The organism is Streptomyces sp. NPDC034111, from assembly GCF_055575375.1.
In genome coordinates, this window is sequence record NZ_JBVIST010000012.1 from 125,318 (window position 1) to 145,197 (window position 19,880).

General features: G+C 71.6%; 17 protein-coding genes. 6 read left to right on the forward strand and 11 right to left on the reverse strand.

Annotated features, from left to right (window positions below; genetic code table 11):
• Window positions 1-57 precede the first annotated feature (57 nt).
• Both ACZ55A_RS24985 and ACZ55A_RS24990 read left to right on the forward strand, forming a co-directional pair.
• Window positions 58-2,877: a penicillin acylase family protein gene (locus ACZ55A_RS24985; RefSeq protein WP_468844042.1), complete on the forward strand. Its 2,820-nt coding sequence runs from the start codon at window positions 58-60 to the stop codon at window positions 2,875-2,877.
• Window positions 2,878-3,066: 189 nt separating this feature from the next.
• Window positions 3,067-4,038, forward strand: coding sequence for a LysR family transcriptional regulator (locus tag ACZ55A_RS24990; protein WP_468844044.1), 972 nt, complete (start codon window positions 3,067-3,069; stop codon window positions 4,036-4,038).
• An 80-nt stretch (window positions 4,039-4,118) separates the two neighbouring features.
• On the opposite strand, the gene ACZ55A_RS24995 is transcribed toward ACZ55A_RS24990, so the two are convergent.
• From ACZ55A_RS24995 to ACZ55A_RS25015, 5 genes are all read right to left on the reverse strand, one after another.
• Window positions 4,119-4,337, reverse strand: a complete 219-nt coding sequence (locus ACZ55A_RS24995; RefSeq protein WP_468844047.1) for a hypothetical protein — start codon at window positions 4,335-4,337, stop codon at window positions 4,119-4,121.
• 135 nt (window positions 4,338-4,472) lie between these two features.
• Window positions 4,473-5,831: an MFS transporter gene (locus tag ACZ55A_RS25000; RefSeq protein ID WP_468844049.1), complete on the reverse strand. Its 1,359-nt coding sequence runs from the start codon at window positions 5,829-5,831 to the stop codon at window positions 4,473-4,475.
• A gap of 48 nt (window positions 5,832-5,879) precedes the next feature.
• The gene (locus ACZ55A_RS25005; RefSeq protein WP_468844052.1) at window positions 5,880-7,118 is read right to left on the reverse strand and encodes a glycosyltransferase; all 1,239 of its coding nucleotides are present in this window, start codon (window positions 7,116-7,118) and stop codon (window positions 5,880-5,882) included.
• 64 nt (window positions 7,119-7,182) lie between these two features.
• Entirely contained in the window at window positions 7,183-8,280 is a 1,098-nt protein-coding gene (locus tag ACZ55A_RS25010) for a class I SAM-dependent methyltransferase (protein WP_468844055.1), read from the reverse strand.
• A complete protein-coding gene (locus tag ACZ55A_RS25015) occupies window positions 8,277-9,473 on the reverse strand; it encodes an acyltransferase family protein (RefSeq protein WP_468844058.1) in 1,197 nt (398 codons plus the stop codon). Before ACZ55A_RS25015 ends, ACZ55A_RS25010 begins: the two co-directional genes overlap by 4 nt.
• 723 nt (window positions 9,474-10,196) lie before the next feature.
• Between ACZ55A_RS25015 and ACZ55A_RS25020 the strand changes: the two genes are divergently transcribed.
• Window positions 10,197-10,700, forward strand: a complete 504-nt coding sequence (locus ACZ55A_RS25020) for a dirigent protein (RefSeq protein WP_468844061.1) — start codon at window positions 10,197-10,199, stop codon at window positions 10,698-10,700.
• A 111-nt stretch (window positions 10,701-10,811) separates the two neighbouring features.
• Here the strand turns inward: ACZ55A_RS25020 and ACZ55A_RS25025 are convergent, their stop codons facing one another.
• Window positions 10,812-12,101 (reverse strand): exo-beta-N-acetylmuramidase NamZ family protein, encoded by a 1,290-nt coding sequence (locus ACZ55A_RS25025; protein ID WP_468844064.1) that lies wholly within the window; start codon window positions 12,099-12,101, stop codon window positions 10,812-10,814.
• A 196-nt stretch (window positions 12,102-12,297) separates the two neighbouring features.
• Here ACZ55A_RS25025 and ACZ55A_RS25030 point away from each other — a divergent pair, with 196 nt between their 5' ends.
• The 3 genes from ACZ55A_RS25030 to ACZ55A_RS25040 all read left to right on the forward strand — a co-directional run bounded on the left by ACZ55A_RS25030 (window position 12,298) and on the right by ACZ55A_RS25040 (window position 15,512).
• Entirely contained in the window at window positions 12,298-13,068 is a 771-nt protein-coding gene (locus tag ACZ55A_RS25030) for an SDR family oxidoreductase (protein WP_468844067.1), read from the forward strand.
• A 111-nt stretch (window positions 13,069-13,179) separates the two neighbouring features.
• The gene (locus ACZ55A_RS25035) at window positions 13,180-14,874 is read left to right on the forward strand and encodes a class I adenylate-forming enzyme family protein (RefSeq protein WP_468844069.1); all 1,695 of its coding nucleotides are present in this window, start codon (window positions 13,180-13,182) and stop codon (window positions 14,872-14,874) included.
• A 26-nt stretch (window positions 14,875-14,900) separates the two neighbouring features.
• Window positions 14,901-15,512, forward strand: a complete 612-nt coding sequence (locus tag ACZ55A_RS25040; protein ID WP_468844072.1) for a TetR/AcrR family transcriptional regulator — start codon at window positions 14,901-14,903, stop codon at window positions 15,510-15,512.
• Between the two features lie 23 nt (window positions 15,513-15,535).
• Here the strand turns inward: ACZ55A_RS25040 and ACZ55A_RS25045 are convergent, their stop codons facing one another.
• The 5 genes from ACZ55A_RS25045 to ACZ55A_RS25065 all read right to left on the reverse strand — a co-directional run bounded on the left by ACZ55A_RS25045 (window position 15,536) and on the right by ACZ55A_RS25065 (window position 19,845).
• A complete protein-coding gene (locus ACZ55A_RS25045; RefSeq protein ID WP_468844075.1) occupies window positions 15,536-16,762 on the reverse strand; it encodes an acyl-CoA dehydrogenase family protein in 1,227 nt (408 codons plus the stop codon).
• Between the two features lie 6 nt (window positions 16,763-16,768).
• Window positions 16,769-17,821 (reverse strand): phosphotransferase family protein, encoded by a 1,053-nt coding sequence (locus ACZ55A_RS25050; protein ID WP_468844077.1) that lies wholly within the window; start codon window positions 17,819-17,821, stop codon window positions 16,769-16,771.
• Between the two features lie 198 nt (window positions 17,822-18,019).
• The gene (locus ACZ55A_RS25055) at window positions 18,020-18,949 is read right to left on the reverse strand and encodes an MBL fold metallo-hydrolase (protein ID WP_468844080.1); all 930 of its coding nucleotides are present in this window, start codon (window positions 18,947-18,949) and stop codon (window positions 18,020-18,022) included.
• A 119-nt stretch (window positions 18,950-19,068) separates the two neighbouring features.
• Window positions 19,069-19,431 carry a DUF202 domain-containing protein gene (locus tag ACZ55A_RS25060; RefSeq protein ID WP_468844083.1) on the reverse strand — a complete coding sequence of 121 codons (363 nt, stop codon included), beginning with the start codon at window positions 19,429-19,431 and terminating at the stop codon, window positions 19,069-19,071.
• Between the two features lie 3 nt (window positions 19,432-19,434).
• Complete coding sequence (locus ACZ55A_RS25065) at window positions 19,435-19,845, reverse strand: YidH family protein (RefSeq protein WP_468844086.1); 411 nt, start codon at window positions 19,843-19,845, stop codon at window positions 19,435-19,437.
• Window positions 19,846-19,880 lie beyond the last annotated feature (35 nt).

Consider the following 19,880-nt stretch of genomic DNA (forward strand, 5'->3'; position numbering starts at 1 on the left):
CGCCCGCCCTCCCCCGAGCTCTTGAACGAGCAGGGGGACCCCCATCGAGGAGCAGGAATGCGACGACGTACCGGACGGCTCAGGACTGCCGCGGCGGCAGCCCTGTTCGCGTTGGGGGCCACGGTGGTGGCCCCGCCCCCCACCGTGGCCGCCGCGCCGAACGAGGCCCATGACTACTGCCAGGGCCAGTGCGGCGACATCCTGCCGCCCGGCGCCACCGGCAACGCCACCCTGGTGGAGATCCTCGGCCACAAGCTGTTCGGCACCCACCCCGAGCACTCCACCGACCAACTCGCCCCGTACGCCGCCCTGGCGAACGGCTATCAGTCGCTCACCGACGAGACGCTGACGAACTTCTTCAACGATGCCTCCTTCGGTGTCCCCCAGGATCAGGTGGGCAAGGTCACCGCGCCCCGTGACGACGTCACCATCACGCGCGACAAGAAGACCGGCGTCCCGCACATCAAGGGCACCACCCGCTACGGCACCGAATTCGGCGCCGGGTACGCCGCGGGCCAGGACCGGCTCTGGCTGATGGACCTCTTCCGGCACATCGGCCGCGGCCAGCTGACCTCGTTCGCCGGCGGCGCGCTCGCCAACCAGGGCCTGGAGCAGCAGTTCTGGCCGCAGGCGCCGTACACCGAGAAGGACCTCCAGGAGCAGGTCGACTACATCAAGGACCACAACGGCGCACGCGGAAAGCAGGCCATGGCGGACGCCCAGGCCTATGTCGACGGGATCAACGCCTACCGCGAACAGTCCAAGAACGGCCGCTACTTCCCCGGCGAGTACGTGCTCACCGGCCATGTCGACGCGATCACCAACGCCGGTGAGATCGAGCCCTTCAAGATGACCGACCTGATCGCGCTGGCCTCCGTCGTCGGCGGGCTCTTCGGCAACGGCGGGGGAGGGGAGGTCACCAACGCGCTGTCGCTGCTCGCCGCCCAGCAGAAGTACGGCGTCCAGAAGGGCACCGAGGTCTGGGAGTCCTTCCGGGAGCGCAACGACCCCGAGGCCGCCAAGACCCTGCACGACGGCCAGAGTTTCCCGTACGCCGTCAAGCCGGCCAAGGCCAAGGGCACCGCGCTGCCCGACCGCGGTTCGGTCACCCCCGAGCCGCTGGTCTTCGACCGCACCGGCGCGGCCACGTCCAAGGACCGGACACCGCCCCAGGACCCGGTCAGGGCCCCGAAGAAGTACAAGAAGCTGGAGGGGCTCTTCAAGGACGGCGTGCTGCCCGAGGGGAGCCTCAACCCCACCCAGCGCCGCGGGATGTCCAACGCCCTGCTGGTCTCCGGCAAACACACCGCCAGCGGCCACCCGGTCGCCGTCTTCGGCCCGCAGACCGGCTACTTCGCGCCCCAGCTGCTGATGCTCCAGGAGATCCAGGGACCCGGCATCAGCGCCCGCGGCGCCTCCTTCGCGGGCGTCGGCATGTACGTCCAGCTCGGCCGCGGCCAGGACTACGCCTGGAGCGCCACCTCCGCCGGCCAGGACATCACCGACACCTACGCGGTCGAACTGTGCAACGCCGACGGCTCGAAGCCCACCCAGGACTCCACCTCCTACCGCTACCGCGGCGCCTGCCTGCCCATGGAGAAGCTGGAGCGCACCAATTCCTGGAAGCCCACCATCGCCGACCCGACGGCGGCCGGCTCGTACCGGATGCAGGTCTTCCGCACCAAATACGGAACCGTCACCCATCGCGCGGCCATCGGCGGCAAACCCGTCGCCTACACCGCGCAGCGCTCCACCTACCGCCACGAGGCCGACTCGATCATCGGCTTCCAGATGTTCAACGACCCCTCCGCCGTCCATGACGCGAAGTCCTTCCAGAAGGCCGCCCAGCACATCGGCTACGCCTTCAACTGGTTCTACGCCGACTCCCGCGACATCGCGTACTACAACAGCGGCCTCAACCCGGTCCGCAACCCCGCCGTCGACCCGTCGCTGCCCGTCAAGGCCGACACCGCCTACGAGTGGCAGGGCTACGACCCCGCCACCAACACCACCGACTACACCCCGCCCGCCCAGCACCCGCAGTCCATCGGCCAGGACTACTACATCTCCTGGAACAACAAGCAGGCCAAGGACTACGACTCGGCCGGCTTCGGCAACGGCCCGGTGCACCGCGGCAATCTGCTCGACGACCGGGTGCGCGCCCTGACCGAGGAGGGCGGGGTGACCCGGGCGTCGCTGACCCGGGCCATGTCCGAGGCCGCGGTCACCGACCTGCGCGGCGAGGACGTACTGCCCGAACTCCTGCGGGTGCTGGGCAGCAAGCCGGTCACCGACCCCGGCCTGAAGACCGCGGTCCAGCAACTGGCGGCCTGGCGCAAGGACGGCGCACAGCGAAGGGAGACCGCCGCGGGCTCGCACACCTACACCCACCCCGATGCGGTGCGCCTGATGGACGCCTGGTGGCCGCTGCTGACCGAGGCCGTCTTCAAGCCGGGCCTCGGCGACGACCTCTACACCGCGCTCACGGCCGGCCTGGCCATCGACGAGTCACCGTCGGCCGGCCACGGCCCCACCGGCGGGCACGCCGGATCGGCCTTCCAGTACGGCTGGTGGAGCTACGCCGACAAGGACCTGCGCGCGGTCCTCGGCGAGAAGGTCAACGGCCCGCTGGCGCAGCCCTACTGCGGCGGCGGCGACCTCTCCACATGCCGTGACACCCTGCTCAGCACGCTCCGGCAGGCCGCCGCAAAGACGGCCGAGCAGGTCTACCCGGGCGGCGCCGGCTGCAAGGCGGGCGACCAGTGGTGCGCGGACGCGATCATCCACCGCGCGGTGGGCGGGCTGACCCACGACACCATCAGCTGGCAGAACCGGCCGACCTATCAGCAGGTCGTGGAGTTCCCGGCACACCGTTAGCCGGCCGGCAGCACCCCCCACTGAGGGCCCCGGGCGCGCACCCGGGGCCCTCGTGCCTGCGCGGCCGGGACGGGCCCGCCCCCTCGGGCTATGCTGCACAGTCCTGAATTCCAGGGGACGGGACGCGAGTAGGGGTGCATGGCCTTGTCAGGTCCGCAGCAATACCCGACGGAGCTGCTTGATACCACCATGGACCAGCTGCGTACGCTGATCGTCGTCCACGAGGCGGGTACCGCGCTCGGTGCCGCCCGCCGGCTGGGACGCGAACAGTCCAGTGTGCAAAAGCAGTTGGACACGCTGAACCGCACCTTCGCCGCGCTGTGCGGTGAGGAACTGGTCCTCAAGCAGGGGCGGGGGCGCAACGCCCTGTTCACCGCGACCGGGGAGGCGATGGTCGGTCTGGCGCGGCGCACGCTCGGCGAGTGGTCGGACGCGGTGCACGACGCCCGCCGCCGGCTCGGCCGGACGCTGTCGGTCGGCACCACCCGCTACACGCTCGGCTTCCTGCTGGACGCGGTGGAACGCGTCAGCGAGGACTACGAACGCGATGAGGTCGACCTCAAGGTCACCCACGTCCGCACCGGCGACCTCTTCACCAAACTGCGCTCCAAGGAGCTCGATCTGGTCTGCGGCAGCGTCGTCGTCACGGAGGGCGACGAAGCGGAACTGCTGGCTCCGTACGAGGTCATGGAGTGGCGGCGCAGCGGTCTGTCGCTGCTGACGAATCTGCCGCCGGACCAGCTCCCCGGCACCTCCTTCGGCGCCCACGAACTGTCCGGGCTGCCGCTGGTGATCTCCACCCGCGGTCTCATCGGCCGCTTCCTGACCTCGTGGTACGGCCCCGACTTCCGCCAGAGGCTGTCCGTCGCGGCCGAGATAGAAGCCGCGCACTACGGCTTCGAGCTGCTGCGTTCCGGGGTGGTGAGCGGGGCGATGCTGGTCACCCGTGGCATCGGGGAGGCGGCCGCGGACGGCCGGCTCCCGGAGGCCGGCGGGCTGCGCACCCTGGAGATCGTCGGGGAGGTCGGGCCCCGGACCGAGGTGCTGGTCGGGGTCTTCATCCGGCGCGGTGAGCGGGCCTCGAGTCCGCCCGGCCACCCCCTCAACCTGCTGTGGGACGCGCTGTCGCGGGAGAGCGAACGGTGGTGGCTCAAGCCGTGACGGCCGGGCCCGGGGCGCTCAACGGCCGCGCCGCTCCGGCACCTGTTCCAGAGCGCGTTCCCCGTAAGGGCGTTGCATGATTACTGCTCTGCTGGTGGTTGATTCCTGTTCTCGCACTCGGGATTCAGGCAGAACGCGGTGAGAACGACCATCGGAGGTGTCTGCCCGTTCACCGGCCGCTCACGGCCGACGATCTGAAGCGGGCCGGAACACCGGTCGCAGCACACGGCCTTGCCGTCTCGCCCCCGCTGGGCTGCCTTGAGGATGCGGTTCACGTGATCGCCATCGTGACTGGTCATGTACTCACCGTAGCCATCTTCGGGGGTGGGACGGGGGCCTTCTTGCCACCCGCCCCGACCGACGACCGGGGCCGGGTGACCGCGTCGCGCTCCCCTCTTCGTCTCCGCGTACATCTCGCGCGCCCAGTGGGGCGCTCAGCGGCCGCGCCGCTCCGGCCCGTCTTCCAGATCGCGTCCCCGGGTCTCCGGCAGCGCCAGCACGCACCCCAGCGAGACCACCGCCATGGCGCTCACGTACCAGCCCACGGAGGCGGAGCCGAACGCCGACTGGAGCCGGGTGGCGACCAGCGGAGCCACCGCACCGCCCAGCACCCCGCCCAGGTTGTAGGCCAGCGAGGCGCCCGAGTACCGCACCGTCGTGCCGAACAGCTCCGGCAGATACGCGCCCATCGGGCCGTACACCACGCCCATGCAGAACAGCGCGCCACCGAGGCCCAGCGCGATCAGCACCGGCGCTCCGGTGTCCAGCAGCGGGAAGAGGGCCGGCCCCCAGACCACCGCGAGCCCGCTGCCGGCGAGGATCAGCCTGCGGCGGCCGGCCCGGTCGGAGCGGGTGGCGGCGAGCCAGGTACCGGCGGCGAGGAAGAGGCAGGCGACCAGGGAGAGCCCCAGCATCGTGTTACGGGAGATGCCCAGGGTGGCGGTGGCATAGGCGAGACAGTAGGTCGTCGCGGTGTAGAAGAGGCCGTAAGCGACGATCATGCCGCCCGCGCCCAGCAGCAGTTCGCGCGGATGCCGGCGCAGCACCTCCACGGCCGGGACCCGCCCGGCCTCCTGGGCGTCCCGCACCTTCGCGAACACCGGTGTCTCGCTGATCCTCAGCCGTACGAACAGCCCCACCCCGACCAGCAGGAACGACAGCAGAAACGGCACCCGCCAGCCCCACGCCCGGAACGCCGCGTCATCGAGCACCGACGACAGCAGCCAGAACACCCCGGTCGCCGCGGAGAACCCCACACAGGGCCCGAGTTGCGGGAAGGCCGCATACAGCCCCCGCCGCCCGCGCGGCGCATGCTCCACCGCGAGCAGCGCGGCCCCGCCCCACTCGCCGCCCAGCCCGATGCCCTGGAGGAAGCGCAGCGCGGTCAGCAGCAGCGGCGCCCAGACACCTAACGTGCCGTACCCCGGCAGCAGCCCGACGCACGCCGTCGACAGCCCCATCAGCAGCAGCGACACCACCAGCACGGACTTACGGCCCACCCGGTCCCCGAAGTGCCCGAACACCAGCGACCCCAGAGGCCGCGCGGCGAAGGCCACCGCATACGTGGAGAACGAGGCGAGCGTGGCGTTGACCGGCGCGAGCGTCGGGAAGAACGCCTGGTTGAGGACGAGCGCGGCGGCTGTCCCGTAGATATAGAAGTCGTAGAACTCGACAGCCGTCCCGACGAACGAGGCAACAGCCACCCGCCGCAGGCTCTCGGAGCCGTCCGCCCCGTCGGTCCGGGCCCGGTCGTCGGCCGCTGCCGGTGCTGATGTCGCATCACTGTTCTTCACGAGCGCACTTTCCCGGTGGGCGCGGGAGCCGGTCAAGAGGGGCCAAGGCTAGACATCCCGGTCCCCCTTACGGCCCACGGGGTCCGTCAGGTGTTCCACCGCCGTGACGACATGGCCGGCGCCGTCCTCGGCGTTGATCAAGGTGGCGAGCCGGCGGGCGCGTTGGGCGTAGCGAGGGTCGTGCACGGCCTTGCGGAGGGCGGAGGCCAGGCAGCGGGCGGTCAAGTTGGGGAAGGGCACGCGGGCCGGGCTGACGCCCCGGGCGGTGAGACGCGAGGCCCAGAAGTACTGGTCCAGCATCACCGGCACCGGCACCGCCGGGACCCCCGCGCGCAGGCCGGCGGCCGTGGTGCCGGCGCCCGCATGGTGCACCACGGCCGCCATCCGCGGGAACAGCTGGTCGTGCGGGACCTCTCCCACGGTCAGGACATCGTCCCCCGTCACGTCCAGACCGGCCGATCCGGTCTGGACGACACCGCGTACCCCGGCGAGCTCGAACGCGCGCTTGAGGAGATCGCCGAGTTGCTCCGGGTCGCCGGGCGCCATGCTGCCGAAGCCGACGAACACCGGTGGCGGGCCGGAGCTGAGGAAATCGGCCAGCCGGGGTTCCGGTGTCCAGTCGGGGCTCTCCGACGGCCACCAGTAGCCCGCCACCTCCAGCGCCGGCCGCCAGTCCGCGGGCCGGGGCACCACCGTCGGGCTGAAACCGTGGTGGACGGGCCATGTTGTGCTCCGCCGCGCGAGGGCGGCCCGGGTCACGCCCAGTTGCCGCCGGAGATGGCGTACCCCCGGAGCGAAGGCGAGCTCCAGCACGGACCGGGCGCACCGCCACGCGGCCCGGTTTCCCAGCGGCCCCCATGACGGCATGTCGAAGAGGACCGGCGGGAACTCCCGGGTGGGGGCGAGCGGTTGCAGAAAGACGCCGGCGCTGGGCAGCCGCAGGCCCTCGGCCGCCACCAGCCCCAGGGGGGCCAGACTGCCGGACACCAGCAGCGCCTCCGTACCCGACAGGCATGCCTCGGCCAGCGCATCCGCCATTGTGGGCGCCCACTCCCGCGCCAGCCGCATCTGGTCGGCGAGGGAAAGGCGGGACCCCCGGTCGCCCTCGGCGGCGTAACGGTCGAGCGGCAGGGCGTGGAAGGCCAGGCCGCTGCGGCGGACCAGTTCGGCCGAGCGGGAGTCCGCGGCGAGGGTCACCGTGTGACCGGCCTCCTGAAGACGGGTCCCCAGGCCCGTGTAGGGAGCCACGTCCCCGCGTGAACCTGCGGTGGCGATCAGAATCTGCATGGTGGGTACCCCGCTTCCCGGGAGTCTGTGTGGTGGTGGTGGCGGTGCGGCCGGCCGTGGTGGGTCAGGCCCTGCGGGCGATCACCCGGTAGGCGTTGGACAGCCGGGTGCGCCGGGCGAGGGGCGCCAGCAGGAGGTCGAGGGCGAAGAGGGTGAGGACGGCGGGTACGGCGGCGAGCAGCGAGACGGCGCGGACACACCGGCTGAACGGGCCAGGACTCCGCGGCAGCCAGGGCAGGTCCTCGCCCGGCAGTACGGCCTTGAGCACGTTCAGCGCCGCGGACGTCAGGTCGGTGGGGACATGGGGCTGCTGCCGGTCGGTGGCCACGACGGTGAAGCCCTGCTCGGCCAGTGCGCCGCGCAGGTTGTCCAGCGGGACCAGATGCAGATGCTGCGGCTGGAGCCAGGGGCCCCACCACCGTCCGAGCAGCCGGGCCGCCGCGGACTGCGGGTCGGGCACTTCGATCAGGAGGTGCCCGCCGGGGCGCAACACCCGGTGCGCGGCGGCCAGTTCGCGCCGCGGGTCCAGTGTGTGCTCCAGGTAGTGATGCATGCTCACCACGTCGTACCGGCCGGCCAGTCGGCCGGCGAGGTCGGGGAAGGAGCCCCGGTGGGCCCGGGTGATACGGCCGTTGCGCTCGGCGAGTTCGACGCCTTCGCCCAGGTCGAGCCCGTGGAACTCGGAACCCGGGTGGATCTTCCCGGCCTCCGCGCAGAAGTGGCCGTGGCCGGTGCCCACGTCCAGCCAGCGCGCCGCGGGGCCGAACGGCAGCAGCGCCCGGGCGCGGGACCGGTAGAGCCTGACGGCGAGCGGCGAACCGGCCGTCCGCGCCATCGTCGCCTCGCCCAGGCCGTCGTAGCAGTCGCGGTAGTAGAAATCGAGCCCGGCCGCGCTCAGCCGCGGGTTCTGGAACACATGCCCACAGCCGAGGCATTGATCGAGCACAAAGGTTCCCGGTTTGCCCTGGGGGTCGGCGGTGGTGCGCAGGCGCCGGCCCAGCCGGGCGGAGCCGCACCAGGGACAGGTGGTGCGCCGGGCTTCGAAGAACCGCTCCAGCCCGTGCTTCAACTCGTCCTGGTAGGGGGCGCGGCGGGCGGCGATCTGCTCACTCCGGGCCGTCCGGGCCCTGGGAGCCCGCCGTGTCCCGCGCGTCCTCTTCACAGCGACCCCCGTCCGGCCGCCCGTCCGGGCGAGCGGTGCCGCCCCCGGAGAGCGGCACGCGGCGCGGAGAAGCGGCGCGTGCACGGCCGCTCCACCCGGGCGTACAGCAGCCATGAGGCCAGGACCACGACCGGGAGGGCGGCCGCCACCGCCGCCACGGCGCTCCAGCCCTGGTGGGTCAGACCCAGATACGCCGGTCCCAGCACCAGGAGGTGCACGAGGTACATGGCGTAGGAGATCTCACCGAGGAAGACCAGCGGCCGGGTGCGCAGCAGCGACGGTTTGCCGCGCAGGTCGAGATCCGCGACGGCCAGGACCAGCACCACGAGCGGGGCCACGGTCGAGGCCGCGTACATATAGGTGTGCGGCAGGAACGAACTGTTCACCACGATCGTGCTGATGACGCCCAGCCCGGCGGCGAGCGCGCCCATCCGCGGCAGCCGGACGCCCGTCGCATGGATACGGGCCGCCAGCATGCCGAGGACGAACTCGGGCAGCCGGGACAGCGGCAGCATGTGCACGAACCAATACCCGGGAAAGGACGATCCGCCGGGGTCGCTGAGCGAAGTGCACAGCAGCGGAAGGGCCCAGACGAGGGCGACGGCAATCCCCATGCCGATCAGCAGTCCACGACGCGTCAGCCGCTCGACCCGTGGCCGGAGGAGCGGGAAGAGCGCATAGAAGAACATCTCGGCGGCCAGCGACCAGGAAACGGGATTTCCCGCGGAGAGGAAACGCTGACTGGGCACCCAGGTGTTCACCAGAAAAAGGCTGGAAAGGTTGGCCACCGTACCGGAATTGTGCGCGGCCGTACCGACGCAGGCGAGTGCCACCATCACCACACACCAGGTAAGGACATGACCGGGCAGAATTTTGGCGGCCCGCCGCCGCCAGAAGGTGCGTGCGGTGTCGCCCGGCCGGGCGGAGTGGGTAAGGACATAGCCGCTCAGGATGAAGAAGAGCGATACCGCACTCGCCCCCACCCATACCTCGGGGCCGGGTGACGCGGCGAGGTGCGGGTCGATCAGCAGCATGCTGTGTGTGAAGACGACTCCGCCGGCCGCGGTGAAACGCAGCCCGGTCAGCGAAGGCAACCGGCGGGGGCCGTTGCCGGAGCCGGCGGGGGAGGGGGAACCGGAACCGGTACCGGAGGGGGAGCCCGAGCGGGACGACGACCGGGAGAGATGACGCATACAGGCCTCCTGCGCGGAAACGCCCAGGCCGATGACCGTCACCCACCTGCGGAGGGTTGCGTGAGAGGGCCGCCCGGGGATCGGTGTGCACGACTGATCCGGTGTCCGTGCAGCGGAATGGGCGGCCCATAGCGCGAACGGGTCGATTCACCCATCGCGACGCACCCCCGGCATAGGGTGGTGACCCGATTTCACCCTTACGGCCTAGAGACCTTCCGGCGGGCCCCGCGCCCGCCCCGGCGCGACGGTGCAGGCCGTGGCGCGGCCGGTGCGGATCCGGGTGCGGCGGGCGGCGCGGAGTGCCTCCCGGTTAAAGCGATTATCCGAGTATCGGAGTTTTTGAACGGCCTTTAAAGGGTTTCCCGGGGGCGGTACTCTCAATTTGCTGAGTGCATTTAGCCGGTGCGGTTCATGGCCGGTCATCTGCTCGCTGTCAGCCCATACGGCGAAGCAGGCATTTCCATTGTCGGGATGCGAAGTCCCGTCTGTTCAAGGGAGTGTCATGTTCGCCTTTACTTCGCGGTCGCCGCTGCATTTCTGGCGCGCGGCCTCGATTCCGGTTCCGCGTTCGTGGCAGGAACCGAAATTCCCTTAGGTGTCCATGCCGGGGAATCGCTCGCACCGGCGGGGCCGGCGTGTATGCGGCCGAACCGGAGCCCGAACGTCTCACCGCTCACGGCAAAAGCCAGTGAACCTCTCCTCTAGTCCCACAGGAGTCCAACTGTGCGTTACTTCAAGCATGTCGGTCTGGGCGCGGCCACCGCTCTGGCGGCCCTCCTCGTCGGCACTCACCCGGCGTCGGCTGCCACCGACCACGGAGGCGGACGCCATCTGCCGGGAGAAGAAGTCTTCCAGCTGGTCGCGGAGACGACCCAGTTCAACTTCATCGATGTGGACGGTTCGTCAGGGTCCAGCCAGGGGGACGAACTCGTCGTCTCCGGGAATCTGCGCCGCGGCAGCGTCACCGTCGGCACCTTCAGCGAGGTCTGCACCATTACCCGGACCGCGCCCGCGGACGAGTTCGACCTCCAGTGCGCGGCCGACTTCGCCCTTCCCCTGGGGCAGCTCACCCTCCAGGGCCGGTTCACCATCACCAACGCCGGCCCCGGCAACATCGACCTCGCGATCACCGGAGGCACCGGGCGCTACCGCACCGCCCACGGCTATGTGCACGCCACCAACGTCAGTGACACCGTGACACAGCTGGACGTCCACCTCATCCGCTGACCGGCCGGACACCATGTCCCAGGGGCAGCCATCGGCGAGGTGGCTGCCCTCCCGGGCCGGGTCACGGCAGTGTGACCCGGCCGGTGCCGTACGGGCCCGTCCGCCGTCCCGTCAGGGTCCCGCCGGGTAGCGCAGATAGCGGGCCCGTACGGCACGGAACGCGGCGAGGCCGGTCTGCCAGGCGGCGACGATCTCGTCCGCCCCCGCGCCCGCGTCGATCATCTTCCGTACCGTCGACGAGCCGGTCAGCCGGTCGATGGCGTTGTCCGGGCGCCAGGCGAAACCGCTCCAGACCCGTTTCGCGGTCACCAGCAGAGCGATGCCGGTGCGTACCGGGTCGTACGACTCCCGGTCGTGCACATGGAGTTGGACGCCGCCGATCGTCCTGCCCTGGAACTTGGAGAAGGTGGGGGTGAAGTAGGCCTCCCTGAAGTGCACTCCGGGCAGGGCGAGTTCGCTTGCGGCCTCGGCCCAGTGGCGGTCGATGCCGTCGGCGCCCAGCAGTTCGAAGGGGCGGGTGGTGCCGCGGCCCTCGGAGAGGTTGGTGCCCTCGAAGAGGCAGGTGCCCGAGTAGACCAGGGCGGTGTCCGGGGTGGGCATGTTGGGGCTCGGGGGCACCCAGGGCAGCCCCGTCGCGTCGTAGAGGTCGCGGCGCCGCCAGCCGGTCATCCGGACGGTCTCCAGCTCGACCGGGCCCCCGGCGGCCTGCGGCACGAACTCGCCGTTGAACAGCAGCGCCAGCTCGGCCACCGTCATGCCGTGCGCCTGTGCGATCGGCTCCCGGCCGATGAAGGAGGCGTACGCCTTGTCCAGCACCGGGCCGGTGGCCGCGCGGCCGGTGACCGGATTGGGCCGGTCGAGGACCACGAAGCGTTTGCCGGCGAGCACGGCCGCCACCATGCAGTCGTAGAGCGTCCAGATGTAGGTGTAGAAGCGCGCGCCGACGTCCTGGATGTCGAAGACGAGGGTGTCGACACCGGAGGCGGTGAAGATGCCGGCGAGTTCCCGGCCGCTCTTGTTGTAGGTGTCGTAGACCGGCAGTCCGGTGGCCGGATCGTCGTAGCGGCCCTCGGAGCCGCCCGCCTGGGCGGTGCCCCGGAAGCCGTGCTCGGGGCCGAACACGGCGGTCAGCCGTACCCGCTCGTCGGCGTGCATCACGTCCACGATGTGCCGCACCTGCCGGGTCACCCCGGTGGGGTTGGTGATGATGCCGACCCGGTGGCCGTCCAGCAGGCGGTAGCCGTCGGCGGCCAGCCGCTCGAAACCGGTGTGCACCCGGCGCCGGCCCCCTCCGGCCACCGGCCCTGCCGCCCGGGCGGGCGCCGCGGCCGTGGTCAGGGCCGCGCCGGCCGCTCCGGTCGCCGCCAGTTGCCCCAGCAGCGCGCGTCTCGACAGAGCCATCCGCCACCTCCGTGATCAGAGAATCACCCGGATATGTGTCGTGTGCACGCTAACGCGCCCGGGGGCGCCGGGGAACAGGCCTCGCCATGGCACGCACCCGCGGCCCTCCCACGGCGCAAACGCACCCTTTCGCTCCGACATACCGACTGGTTAGTCTGCCCTGGGCCGAGCCGATCCGACCGAGGGAGACCCAGCAGTGGAAGCCGTACGGGACAAGGCCGTAGTCGTCACCGGGGCCGGCGGGGGGATCGGTGCCGCCCTGGCGCGCCGGTTCGCGGCCGAGGGCGCCCGCGTCGTGGTCAACGATCTGGACGAGGCGAAGGCCCGGCAGACCGCCGAGGAGATCGGGGCGGTCGCGGTGCCCGGCGATGCCTCCGGCGTCGTCCCCGCCGCCCGCGAGGCACTGGGCGGCGCCATCGACGTCTTCTGCGCCAACGCCGGGGTCGGCACCGGCGGAGGGCCCGACGCGCCCGAGGACGACTGGGCGCTGGCCTGGGACGTCAATGTGATGGCCCATGTCAGGGCGGCCCGCGAGCTGGTGCCGGAGTGGCTGGCGCGCGGCAGTGGGCGTTTTGTCTCCACCGTCTCCGCAGCCGGCCTGCTCACCATGGTCGCCGCGGCCCCGTACAGCGTCACCAAGCACGGCGCCTACGCCTTCGCCGAGTGGCTTTCGCTGACCTACCGGCACCGCGGCATCGACGTCCACGCCATCTGCCCCCAGGGCGTACGCACCGACATGCTGGCCGCCACCGGGGCCGCCGGGGAGCTCGTGCTGACCCCCACGGCCGTCGAACCCGACCACGTCGCCGACGCGCTCTTCGCGGCGATGGCCGACGGCCGCTTCCTGGTACTGCCGCACCCCGAGGTCGCGGAGTACTACACCGCACGGGCCGCCGACCCCGACCGCTGGCTCGGCGGGATGAACCACCTCCAGCGGAAGCTGGAGCAGGCCGAGGGCCGCTCCTAGGACGGTCCGTACGGGGGTGGCGCACGGCCCGGGCCCGGGCGCCACCCCGCTTCTTCGCAGGTGTTCCCCGCAGTGCATGATCTGGCGAGCAGGAAGAAAGGGCCGCACCCGATGACCTCCTACCAGGACAAGCCGTGGCTGGCACAGCTGACCGACGCCCAGCGCGCCCCCGTACAGCCGCCCCCCTCGGCCCTGCACGCCTTCCGGACCGCGGTCCGCGCCGACCCCGGCCGTACGGCGCTGGCGTACTTCGACGGCCGGCTGTCCTACGCCGAGACCGATGCGCTCTCCGACGGCATCGCCGCCCACCTCGCCGCGCAGGGCTTCCACCGCGGCGACCGGGCCGCGGTCATGCTCCAGAACACCCCGCACTTCGTGCTCGCGCTGCTCGGCGTCTGGAAGGCCGGCGGCGTGGTCGTGCCCGTCAACCCCATGTACAAGTCCGCCGAGGTGCGGCACATCCTGGACGACGCCGAGGTCACCGCCGTCCTCTGCGCCGACCGCACCTGGGACGGCTTCCTGCGCACCACCGCCGCCGAGGCGCCGTCCGTCCGGATCGCGCTCACCACCTGCGAGAAGGAGCTCCAGACCCGGGATGACGCGCGGGTGCTGCGCTTCGACACGCCCGGGCCGCAGGAGGGCGCCGAGGACCTGCTGGCCGTCGCCCGCGCCGGCGGCCAAATCCTCCCCCACCGCCTCAAGGGCGTGGGAGGTGCCCCCATGGTCCCCGACGGCCCGGAGCTCACCGCCGACGACATCGCGCTGATCAGCTACACCTCCGGCACCAGCGGCACCCCCAAGGGCGCCACCAACACCCACGGCAACATCTCCTTCAACGCCGAACGCCAGCGCACCGGCCTGGGCCTGCCCGAAGGCGCCACCTACTTCGCGCTCGCCCCGCTCTTCCACATCACCGGCATGGTCTGCGAACTGGCCGCCTGTTTCGCCAACGCCGGCACCCTCGCCCTCGCCTACCGTTTCGAGGCGGGCGTCGTCCTGGACGCCTTCCTGGAGCACCGCCCCGCCTACACGGTCGGCCCGTCCACCGCCTACATGGCGCTGATGGCCCACCCCGGCGTCACCCGCGACCACTTCGCCTCCTTCGTCACCCTCTCCTCCGGCGGCGCGCCGCTGCCGCCCGCCCTCGTCGAGAAGTTCCGGTCCGACTTCGGCCCCTACGTGCACAACGGCTACGGGCTCACCGAGTGCACCGCCCCCTGCGCCAGCGTCCCGCCCGGCAAGCAGGCCCCGGTCGACAAGGTCTCCGGGACGCTCGCCGTCGGGGTGCCCGGGCCCGACACGGTCGTCCGGATCATCGGCGAGGACGGCGCGGACCTGCCGTTCGGCGAACAGGGCGAGATAGCGGTGCGCGGCCCGCAGGTCGTCCCCGGCTACTGGCGCCGCCCGGACGCCACCGCCGAGGCCCTGCCGGACGGTGAACTGCGCACCGGCGACATCGGCTTCATGGACACCGACGGCTGGCTCTACGTCGTCGACCGCAAGAAGGACATGATCAACGCCGCCGGCTTCAAGGTGTGGCCCCGCGAGGTCGAGGACGTGCTCTACAGCCACCCCGCGGTGCGCGAGGCGGCGGTCGTCGGGGTGCCCGACGCCTACCGCGGTGAGACCGTCAAGGCGTACGTCAGCCTGCGGCCCGGCGCCACGCCGCAGCCCGACGAGCTGGCCGCGTACTGCAAGGAACGGCTCGCCGCGTACAAATATCCCCGTGAGGTGGAGATCCTGGCCGAGCTCCCGAAGACCACGAGTGGCAAGATCCTGCGACGGGAGCTGCGCCACCGCGCATGACGTACGACGAAGGACAGGTGAGGGCGATGGCCGGCACGAAGGACGGCAACGGCAACGGCAGCGGCGGCGCGAAGCCGGTGGCCCGGCGGCTGCTGGCCACCGCCACCAAGCTCTTCGCGGAGCAGGGCTATGACCGCACCTCCGTCCAGGAGATCGTCGATGCGGCGGGCGTCACCAAGGGCGCGCTCTACCACTACTTCGGCTCCAAGGAGGACCTGCTCCAGGAGGTGTACGCCCGTGTGCTGCGCCTTCAGCAGGAGCGGCTGGACGCGTTCGCGGACGCCGACGAGCCGGTCGAGAAGCGGGTGCGGGACGCCGCGGCCGATGTCGTGGTGACCACCATCGAGAACCTCGACGACGCGTCGATCTTCTTCCGCTCCATGCACCACCTCAGCCCGGAGAAGAACAAGCAGGTACGCGCCGAACGCCGCCGCTACCACGAGCGGTTCCGGGCGCTGATCGAGGAGGGACAGCGCAGCGGCGTGTTCTCCACGGCCACCCCCGCCGACCTCGTCGTGGACTACCACTTCGGGTCGGTGCACCACCTGTCCACCTGGTACCGCCCCGACGGCCCCCTCAGCCCGCAGCAGGTCGCCGACCACCTGGCCGACCTCCTGCTGCGGGCACTGCGCCCGTAGGACGGATCCGCAGGGAAGCCGCCCTACAGGTACTGCTTCAGCTCACGCCGCGCCAGCGACCGCTGGTGCACCTCGTCCGGGCCGTCCGCCAGCCGCAGCGTGCGCGCCGCCGCCCACAGCTCGGCCAGCGGGAAGTCCTGGCTGACCCCGCCCGCCCCGTGCAGCTGGACCGCCTTGTCGAGGATGTCCACGACCGTGCGCGGGGTGGCGATCTTGATGGCCTGGATCTCGGTGTGCGCGCCCTTGTTGCCGACGGTGTCCATCAGCCAGGCGGTCTTCAGCACCAGCAGCCGCAGCTGCTCCACCGCCACCCGGGCGTCCGCGATCCACTCCTGGACCACGCCCTGCTGGGCCAGCGGCTTGCCGAAGGCCGTACGGGACACCGCGCGGCGGCACATCAGCTCGATGGCGCGCTCGGCCATGCCGATCAGCCGCATGCAGTGGTGGATCCGGCCGGGGCCCAGCCGGGCCTGGGCGATGGCGAAGCCGCTGCCCTCCTCGCCGATCAGGTTGCCCGCCGGCACCCGTACGTCGTGGAAGACCACCTCGGCATGGCCGCCGTGGTAGTGGTCCTCGTAGCCGTAGACCTGCATGGCCCGCTTCACCTCCACACCGGGGGTGTCGCGCGGGACCAGGATCATCGACTGCTGGCGGCGGATGTCGGTGGCGTCAGGGCCCTCGCCGGTCGCCGTCCTGCCCATCACGATGAAGATCCGGCACAGCGGGTTCATCGCCCCGGAGATGTACCACTTACGGCCGTTGATGACGTACCGGTCGCCGTCCCGCACGATCCGCGTCTCGATGTTGGTGGCGTCCGACGAGGCCACCTCCGGCTCCGTCATCGCGAACGCCGACCGGATCTCACCCGCCAGCAGCGGCTCCAGCCACTGCTTGTTCTGCGCCTCGTTGCCGAACTGCGCCAGCACCTCCATGTTGCCGGTGTCCGGCGCCGCACAGTTCAGCGCGGTCGGCGCCAACTGCGGGCTGCGGCCGGTGATTTCGGCCAGCGGCGCGTACTGGAGGTTGGTCAGCCCGGCGCCGTGCTCCTCGTCCGGGAGGAAGAGGTTCCACAGCCCCTGCCGGCGCGCCTCGGCCTTCAGTTCCTCGACGACCGGCGGGGTGTCCCACGGCGAGGCGAGGGCGGCCCGCTGCTCATCCGCGGTCCGCTCGGCCGGGTAGACGTGTTCGTCCATGAACGTCAGGAGCCTTGCGCGCAGCTCCTCGGTACGGGCGTCGAATGCGAAGTCCATGGTGCCTCAGCCTTCCTTGAGGGTGGTGAGTCCGCGGTCGATGAACACGGGGACGAGCTCGCCGATCCGGTCGAACCCGGCGCCGACGGTCTGGCCGAGGGTGAAGCGGTAGTGGATGCCCTCCAGGATCACGGCGAGCTTGAACCAGGCGAAAGCGGTGTACCAGGCGATCGCGGAGGTGTCGCGGCCGGAGCGGCGGGCGTAGCGCGCGATCAGCTCGTCGGGGGAGGGGTGGCCCGGCGCACCGCTGGTGGTGCTGACCGGCGACTCGGGCAGGCCCAGGTCCGAGCTGTACATCACCAGCAGTCCGAGATCGGTCAGCGGATCGCCGAGCGTGGACATCTCCCAGTCGAGTACGGCATTGATGGTGTGGTCGGCGCCGACCAGGACGTTGTCGAGGCGGTAGTCGCCGTGCACGACGGTGGGCGCGGGGGAGGCGGGCAGCGCCCGGCCCAGCGCCTCGTGCAGCTCGTCGATCCCCGGCAGCTCCCGGTTCTTGGAGGCCTGCAACTGCTTTCCCCAGCGCCGCAGTTGGCGCTCCAGGAAGCCCTCAGGGCGCCCGAAGTCGCCCAGCCCGACCGCCTGCGGGTCCACGGCGTGCAGCTCCACCAGGGTGTCGACCAGGGAGAGCACCACGGAGCGGGTGCGCTCGGGGCCGAGCGGGGCGAGCTGCGCCGCCGTACGGTACGGGGTGCCCTCGACCAGCTCCATCACATAGAAGGGCGCCCCGATCACCGAGTCGTCCTCGCACAGCAGCAGCGTCCCGGGCACCGGCACCGGAGTGTCGTGCAGTGCGCTGATCACCCGGTGCTCGCGCCGCATGTCGTGCGCGGTGGCCAGCACATGGCCCAGCGGCGGCCGGCGCACGACCCAGGAGGAGGAGCCGTCGGTGACCCGGTAGGTGAGATTGGAGCGCCCGCCCTCGATCAGCTGCGCCCGCAGCGGCCCGCCGGCCAGCCCCGGCCGTTCCCGGTCCAGATGCGCGCGCAGGCGGGCCAGGTCGAGACCGGGGGGATCCTCCCGGTCCGGTGCCGGCGGGGGAGGGGTGCTCTTGCTCATCGTGCTCCTCCGTACGGAGTGGACGGTCCATCGGTCGGTCGATCGCTGCCCCGATCATGCCGACTAGTCGGTATGGAGTCCAGTGCCGAAGCATGGGGCATCGGTCACGCGAGCGCCGAGGCGAGACTTTTCCGCCACGCCACAGGGCCGGCCTGCGACCCTTTCCGACGGATCAGCACCGCACAGTGCCCCCGGCCCTCACGCGTGACAGGCCACCGGCACCCCGCCGTTCATCGCCGTCATATCGCCGAACCCCGCCATCGGATCGAGCGGCGCGCCCGGCTCCCCGCCCGCCAGCTCCGCATACGCCCGGTGCAGGTTCGCCACCAGCCGCTCGCTCTCGGCCAGCTCCCCGAACGGGCCGAGATCCGCCTCCCGGGCCACCTCCAGCGGCGTACGCCCGGCCGCCCGGCCCTCCTCGGCCAGCCGGCCGACGAACTCCAGGTAGCGCTCGATCCCGTCGTACACCTCGGGGCCGGTCACCGGCCCGTGCCCGGGCACGACGGTGGTCGCGTCCAGCGCACGCAAGCGCTCCAGGGCCCGCAGCGAACCGGTCAGCGACCCCATGAAGATGAACGGGGTCCCGCCGTGGAAGACCAGGTCGCCGGTGAAGACGATGCGCTGCCGCGGCAGCCAGACAAGGGTGTCGCCGGTGGTGTGCGCCACGCCCGGGTGGAGCAGCCGCACCTCGATGTCCCCGACGTGCAGGGTGAGTTCGTCCTGATAGGTGACGGTCGGCGGAGTGAGCCGGATGTCGCCGTACTCCACCTGCGGCCACACCGCATGCAGCTGATGCCCGGCGGCCAGCAGCTCGCGGCGGCAGGCGGAGTGCCCGATGACCGTCGCCTCGGGCGCGAAGACGCCGTTGCCGTAGGTGTGGTCGCCGTGGTGGTGGGTGTTGACCACCACGCGGGGCGCCGGCGCGCCGCTCTCCGCGATCCGCCGCTGGAGCAGCCGCGCCCGGCGCTCGGTGGCGGCGGTGTCCACGAGCAGGGTGGTGTCCCCGTCGGTGACGAAGCCGGCGTTGTTCAGGCACCAGCCGCCGTCCGGCTGGATGAAGGCATGGACACCGGCGGCGAGCTCGGTGAGGTACGGCTCCGCCGTGGTTCCTGCGCTGGTGTCGCCCATGCGGGTGCTGCCCTCCGTGTGATGTCCCGTCACGCTCCCCCGAAGGGACCGGAATTGGTCCGTACCGGGGTCGCGTTACGGTACCCCGCGGCACCCCGCACCGGGAGCCGGGTCCGCCGTCAGTGCCCCGGCCGCACCAGCAGCATCCCACCGCCCAGCGCCAGCGCCAGCGTGCAGCCGACCAGCAGCAGGGCGGCCCGCGGCGGCAGATCCGGCGGGCGGCCGGTGGCCATGGCCCGCATCCGGCGGTGCGCAACGGCCAGAAACGCCAGCCACAGCAGCCCCATCAGCACCGCCAGGACCACCTCCACCGGCCCCGGCGCCGCACTCTCCAGCAACTGCCGGCCGGCCAGCACCGCCACCGCCGTGGCGGACAGCGTGGTACGCCGCCAGGCCAGCCTGGTCCGCTCCGGCTGAAGCCCGGGATCCCGGTCGGACGCCGGACGCGGTCCCGCACCGCCCGGCCGCGCGCCACCGGCCATCGGCTAGCCCGTCCAGCCCAGCAGCACCAGCACGACCACCGCCACCGCCAGCAGCCCGACGGCCAGCGCCAGCACCGTCGGGAAGCGGGAGACCGGCAGGTCCTCACCGCGCCGCATCGCCCGCTCACAGCGCACCCAGTGGTTGACCGCCCGCAGCGCACACAGCGCCCCGCCCGCCAGCAGCACGACGGTGAACCCCAGCCGCACCCCCTCGTGCAGCCGGGGCAGGAACTGATCCACCGCGAACCCGCCACCCACCAGCGCCAGCCCGGTACGCAGCCAGGCCAGGAAGGTGCGCTCATTGGCGAGCGAGAAGCGGTAGTCGGGAGTCGTGCCCTCCGCACGGACCCGCGCGGGCGAGAACCACAGCCGTACGGCCGCGACCGCCGACCGCAGCCCGTCGGCGAGGGTCACGGCCGCACCCGCCTCGGCCGGCCCGTTGCCCGCTC